This window comes from Streptomyces sp. WELS2 (assembly GCF_013870595.1).
Lineage (GTDB): Bacteria > Actinomycetota > Actinomycetes > Streptomycetales > Streptomycetaceae > Streptomyces.
This window is the reverse complement of sequence record NZ_JACBWZ010000388.1, coordinates 1-5731: the sequence shown is the minus strand read 5'-3', so window position 1 is coordinate 5731 and position 5731 is coordinate 1. Positions and strand designations below refer to the sequence as shown.

4 protein-coding genes are annotated in these 5731 nt (G+C 73.3%); 1 reads left to right on the top strand and 3 read right to left on the bottom strand.

Annotated features, from left to right (window positions below; all coding sequences use genetic code 11):
- From H5J33_RS21240 to H5J33_RS21230, 3 genes are all read right to left on the bottom strand, one after another.
- Positions 1 to 647: streptophobe family protein (locus H5J33_RS21240; RefSeq protein ID WP_220212589.1), on the bottom strand; the 647-nt coding region annotated here is incomplete at its 3' end.
- A gap of 30 nt (positions 648 to 677) precedes the next feature.
- Entirely contained in the window at positions 678 to 2882 is a 2205-nt protein-coding gene (locus H5J33_RS21235) for an MMPL family transporter (protein WP_181796509.1), read from the bottom strand.
- A gap of 181 nt (positions 2883 to 3063) precedes the next feature.
- On the bottom strand, positions 3064 to 4254 hold the full coding sequence (locus tag H5J33_RS21230) for a serine hydrolase (protein ID WP_181796508.1): 1191 nt from the start codon (positions 4252 to 4254) through the stop codon (positions 3064 to 3066).
- 179 nt (positions 4255 to 4433) lie between these two features.
- On the opposite strand from H5J33_RS21230, the gene H5J33_RS21225 reads away from it, so the two are divergent.
- Positions 4434 to 5731, top strand: a 1298-nt coding sequence (locus tag H5J33_RS21225; protein ID WP_181796507.1) for an MFS transporter, incomplete at its 3' end; no start/stop codon positions are given.

Sequence of the window (5731 nt, the reverse complement as noted above, 5' to 3'; positions counted from 1 at the left end):
ACCCCGAGGACGGCGACCACTCCCAGGCAGCCGAGGAACGCGGTGGTGACGACATCGGTCCGGAAGTCGACCGAGGACAGGCCCGCGGCGAGCCCACCGCCTGCCCCGCCGCCGAACCGGCCGGATCCGGCCCGTTCGCCGATCCTGTCCTTGACGTTCTCCGGCAGCCGGGCCGTGCCCCGCGCCAGGACGGCGCACACCGGGAGGGCCACCGCCGTGATCGCCAGTACGCCGCCGCACCGCGCCCACAGCATCGCGGGGGTGGGCCGTGCCCGGCGGCGCAGCGGCCGGAAGAACCCGGTCGCCAGGACGGCCGTGCCCAGGAAGGAGAGCGTCAGGGGGGTCAGCGCCACCTCGCCGGCCAGCCCGAGGCTCAGGCCGCCGCCCCCGCCGAACAGACCGCCGAGGCCTCTCTCGGCGGACTCGGCGGGCCCGGCGGCCGACTCCAGGGTGACGCCGCCGCCGACGGCGAGACTCACCAGAACCGGCACCAGCCGGGCAACCGGTGCGACGGCGCCGGCACCGAGGAGGACGAGAGCCGCCCAGGCGGTGGCAGCCATGGTGACGAGGGCGGTCACGGCGGCGAAAGCGCCTCCGAGGGCGTGGCGCCACACGGAAAGGGAGGGGCGGGACGGCGGTGCGGACATGAGCGGACTCCTCGGAGCGGGACAAGGGGTTCAGGTGCCGGAGACGTGGCCCGCGGGCGCGCCGACGGGGCCGGCGTCGCTCGCCCCGGCCGTGCCTCGGTGCGAGCCCTCCAGCCGCTGCCCCTCCACGTCGAGGTCGGGTACGAGCCGGTCCAGCCGGCGAGGAAGGCTCCAGGCCCGTCGGCCGAGGAGGGCCAGCACCGCCGGGACGAGCGTCATACGGACGACGAACGCGTCGAAGAAGACGGCGGCGGCGAGCCCGAACCCGATGGTCTTGAGGATCTGCTCCTCGGAGCCCAGGAACGCGGCGAACACCGAGACCATGATCACCGCGGCGGCGGTCACCACCCGTGCGCTGTGCTCGAACCCGCTGACCACGCACTCCTTCGGTGACTGACCGTGCACGTACGCCTCACGCATCCGGGTCACCAGGAACACCTCGTAGTCCATGGCGAGGCCGAAGACGACACCCACCATGAAGATCGGCATGATCGACACCACCGGCCCCGGCTCCGTGACGCCGAAGACGGACCCCAGCCATCCCCACTGGAAGACCGCGACCACCGCGCCCAGCCCGGCCAGCACCGACAGCAGGAAGCCGAGCGCGGCCTTGAGCGGGACGAGCAGGGAACGGAAGACGGCGATGAGCAGCACGAACGCCAGACCGACCACGAGGGCCAGGTACGGGATCAGCGCGTCCGACAGCTTCTGCGAGACGTCGACGTTCATCGCGGTCGTGCCGGTGACGAGCACCCTGGCGCCGGTGTCCCGGGCGAGCGCCGGCTCGCGCAGCGCGTGCACGAGGTCGGCGGTCTGCGTGCTGCTCGGGGACGTCGCCGGTACGACGCTCAGTACGGCGGTGTCACCGGAGCCGCTCAGCCGGGGCTGTCCCACGGCGGTGACGTCCTCGCGGCCGGTTATCCGCCCGGCGACGCTCTTCGCGGCCCGTTCGGCACCGCCGTCGCCGTCGGCCTGGACGACCACGGTGAGCGGGCCGTTGAAGCCCGGCCCGAAGCCCTCGGCGATCAGGTCGTAGGCCCGGCGCTGGGTCGTCGAGACGGGCTTGCTGTCGTCGCCGGGCAGGCCCGTCTCCAGGGACGCCGCCGGGAGCGCGACCACGCCGAGCAGCACGACGCCGCCGAGGAGCACGGCGACCGGCCGGCGGGTGACGAACCGGGCCCAGCGCACGCCTGTCCCCGGTCGCTGCCGGCCCTTCCGCCTCCGTGGACGGGCCGGTCCGATCCGGCGTCCGCAGAGCCCGAGGAGGGCGGGGATCAGGGTGATGGCGATGAGCACCGCGATGACGACCGTGCCGGCCGCGGCGAGGCCCATCTGGGTCAGCAGCGGGATGCCGGCCACGGACAGGCCGGCGAGGGCGATGACCACGGTGAGTCCGGCGAACGCGACCGCCGAGCCCGCGGTGCCCACCGCGTGCCCTGTCGCCTCCTCACGACCGCGTCCGCGCGCGAGTTCGGCCCGGTAGCGGGAGACCACGAACAGGGCGTAGTCGATGCCCACGGCCAGTCCGATCATCACGGCGAGGCTGGTCGTCGTGGAGCCGAGCCCCAGTGGTTCGGCCAGCACCCGGATGACCAGCGCGCCGAACCCGACTCCGAGCACGGCGGTCAGCAGCGGCAGTCCGGCCGCGAGCAGCGAGCCGAAGGTGAGGACGAGCACCACGGCGGCCACCGCGAGCCCCACGGCCTCCGAGGAGTGGCCGGCGGTCTTGGCCTCGACGGCGTTGCCACCCGCCTCCACGGACAGCTCCGGCGAGGCGGCCCGCTCTACGGTGTCCCGCAGCGCGGTGCGGGAGCCGTCTTCGAGCTTCGAGGCGGACACCTCGTAGGACACCTGGGCGTAGGCGGTGGAGCCGTCCTTGCTCACGGACCGGGTGGTGAAGGGGTCGGTGACGCGCGCGACCTGCGGGTCGTCCCCGAGGGCACGGACCGTCTCCCCGATGGCCCGGCGCGTCTGCGGGTCGGTGACCTTGCCGTCCTCGGCCCGGAACACGACCCGGGCGGTCGCTCCGTCCGCCTTCAGCTCGGGGAAGTCCCGCTCCAGCAGGTCGTACGCCTGCTGCGCCTCGGTGCCGGGCATGGAGAAGTCGTTCGGCGGGGCGGCCGGAGCCCGCCCGGCCAGCACCCCCGCCCCCACGAGCAGTACCACCCACAGCAATGCGACCAGTCGGCGCCTCCGGAAGGAGAACCGGCCCAGCCTGCACAGGAACGTCGCCACGGAAAGGGCTCCCAGTCGGATCGAGGCTCACAGAAGAACTGGCCCCGATGCTGACAGTCCTCTCTGACCGGGCCCGGAGAGATCCTGGGAGTTTCCTGGGAGTCCCGGCCGCCGACATGGGGTCATGACGGACATAGCCGTCACCGGCGCGGCCCGGTTCACAGGAAGCTCTCGGACGGGGTCAGCCGAGGCCGGCGAGGTGCGCGCCGATCCTCAGGAACGCCCGGACGAACGGGGCGACCGGCACGGACGGCGAGATGACCTGGGAACCGAAGTGCACGACGACGAGGTCGAGTCCGGGTGAGACGAACAGCCGCTGGCCGTGGATGCCGCCGGCCATGTAGGAGCCGTGCGGGTCGTTCGGGATCCACCACAGGTCGTGGTACGACAGCGTGGCCGGCGCCGTCGGCGGAGCGGCGGGGAAACGTACGCGGCGGGGATAGCCGTCCGGGACGGCGGCGGTGATGGACGCGACCACCTCCCCCGGCACGACCTGACGGCTGCCGACCGCCCCGCCGCAACGCAGCATCTCGCCCATGCGGGCCACGTCGCGGGCCGTGGCGCTGAAGCCGCCGCAGGCCGCCTCGACACCGTCGCCGTCGAGGACGTAGTAGGCGTCCTCCTCGGCGCCGATCCGGGACCAGATCAGTTCGCCGAGCAGGGCCGACGTGCTAAGGCCGGTGACGCGGCGCAGGACTTCGGCGAGCGCCTCGACGTTGCCGTTCTCGTAGCGGAACTCCGTTCCCGGTGCCCCGGTGGCGCGGGCGGTCAGCAGGTGCTCGCGGATGGTGCCGGGGCCGCTGTAGCCGAACGGGCGCAGCTGGGGCGCTATGACGGCGTGGTAGCGCTGGGCCTCGATGGCCTTGTCGTAGGGCCGGCCGGCATAGCTGACCTGGGTGCCCATGTGCAGCAGGTCCTCGACACGGGCCTCGCCGAAGGCGGTTCCGGCGAGTTCGGGGACGTAGGCGTCCGTCCGGGCCGAGCGGTCGAGGAGCCCCTCGTGCGCCAGCATGGCCGCGAGGAGGCCGAGGTAGGACTTGGCCGCCGACGCGTTGAAGTGCGGGACGTGGGGCGCTCCGCCGTGCGGGTACGCCTCGTGGACGACCACGCCTCGGTGCAGGACGAGGAAGGCGTCGGTCTGCGCCATGGCGAACAGGTCCGGCAGGGTGGCCTTCGTACTCCCGAGGCCGAGGTCGAGCGTGTCGAGGCCGGCGGGCTCGGCGGGGAGGGTCCGGGCGGGGCCGGGGCCACGCCACACGCGGCGGCTCGGGGAGAGCTCGCGGCCGGCCGAGGTGAAGCGGCGGATCCAGCCGGGATCGGTGTAGCCGCGGGTCCACAGCAGATCGCCCAGCCGGGCGTCCGTGTCGGTCATCTCAACTCCGTAGTCGCAGAGGTCTTGAACGAGAACGCCGTTAACGTACAACCTGTTCGTTAACTACGACAGCGTGCGGCGCCCACGATCCCGCTTTCGGGCGTCGTCCGCGCCTGGAGATCCCCGCCCTCGCGCCGGGGGTGCCACCTCCACTCCCTCCCGAGCCGCAGGAGTGCCCCATGGCCGAACCGTCCTCGTCCGCACCATCCCGCCGGGACGCCGCGGCGGCTGCACCGCGCGCCGGGGAACCGGCCCGGCGGCACGCATGGCTGATCGCCGCGATGATCGTGACGTTCATGCTGGTCAACTACGCCGACAAGTCCGTCCTGGGGCTGGCGGCCGTGCCGATCATGGACGAGCTCGGCATCAGCAACAGCACCTACGGCATGCTCTCCAGCTCGTTCTCGCTGCTCTTCAGCCTCTCGGGACTGGCCGTCGGCTTCGTCTCCGCCCGGGTCTCCAGCCGTGTGCTGCTGTTCGGCATGGCCGTCGTATGGGCGGCGGCCCAGTTGCCGGTGCTGTTCGTGGCATCGGTGCCGGCGCTGGTCGCCGGGCGCGTGCTGCTCGGGGCGGCCGAGGGACCGGCGGCGTCGATGTCGATGCACGCGCTGTACAAGTGGTTCCCGGCGGACCGGCGCGGGCTGCCCTCGGCACTGCAGATCGGAGGCGCCGCACTCGGCACGCTGGTGGCCGCGCCGGCCGTGACCGGACTGATCAGCGCCTTCGGCTGGCGGTCCGCGTTCCTGGCCCTGGCCGTACTGAGCCTGGTGTGGGCGCTGGCGTGGTGGCGGACGGGGCACGACGGCCCGTACGGCGAGACGGCGAGCGCCGGGGTGAGCGGGCGGCGGCTCCCGTACCGGCGCCTGCTGCTGAACGGAACGGTGCTGGGCAGCATCGCCGGGGCGTTCGGCGGATCCTGGGCTCTGGCGCTGAGCCACGCCTGGCTGCCCGCGTACCTGCGCACGCAGCTCGACATGGCGCCGGGCGCGGCGGCCACACTGATCAGCGGGGTCTCGGCGTTCAGCCTCGTGCTGCTGCTCTCGGTGCCGCCGCTGCTGGACGCGCTGCGCCGCCGGGGCCTGTCGGACCGGTGGTCGCGCGGCGTCCCGCAGGGGGTCGCGGTGGCGGTGGCGGCGCTGGCCATGAGCGCGCTGCCGTTCGTCGACGCCCGGGGTGCCCATCTGGCGCTGCTGGCCGTGGCGTTCGGGGGCCACGCCATCGTCTTCCCGCTGCACTACATGACCACCTCGGCCGTCGTCCCGCCGCCCCAGCGGGGCGCGGTGTTCGGCATCGTCGCGGCGTCCGGGACCCTGCCGGGACTGGTGGCGCCTTATCTGACCGGGTACCTGCTGGACTCCGCTCCCTCGCAGAACGCCGGGTACACCCACGCGTTCCTGCTCTCCGGCGGGGTGATGCTGGTGTGCGGGCTGGTCTCGCTCCTCACGGTCCGGCCGGACCGTGACGCACGACGGCTGGG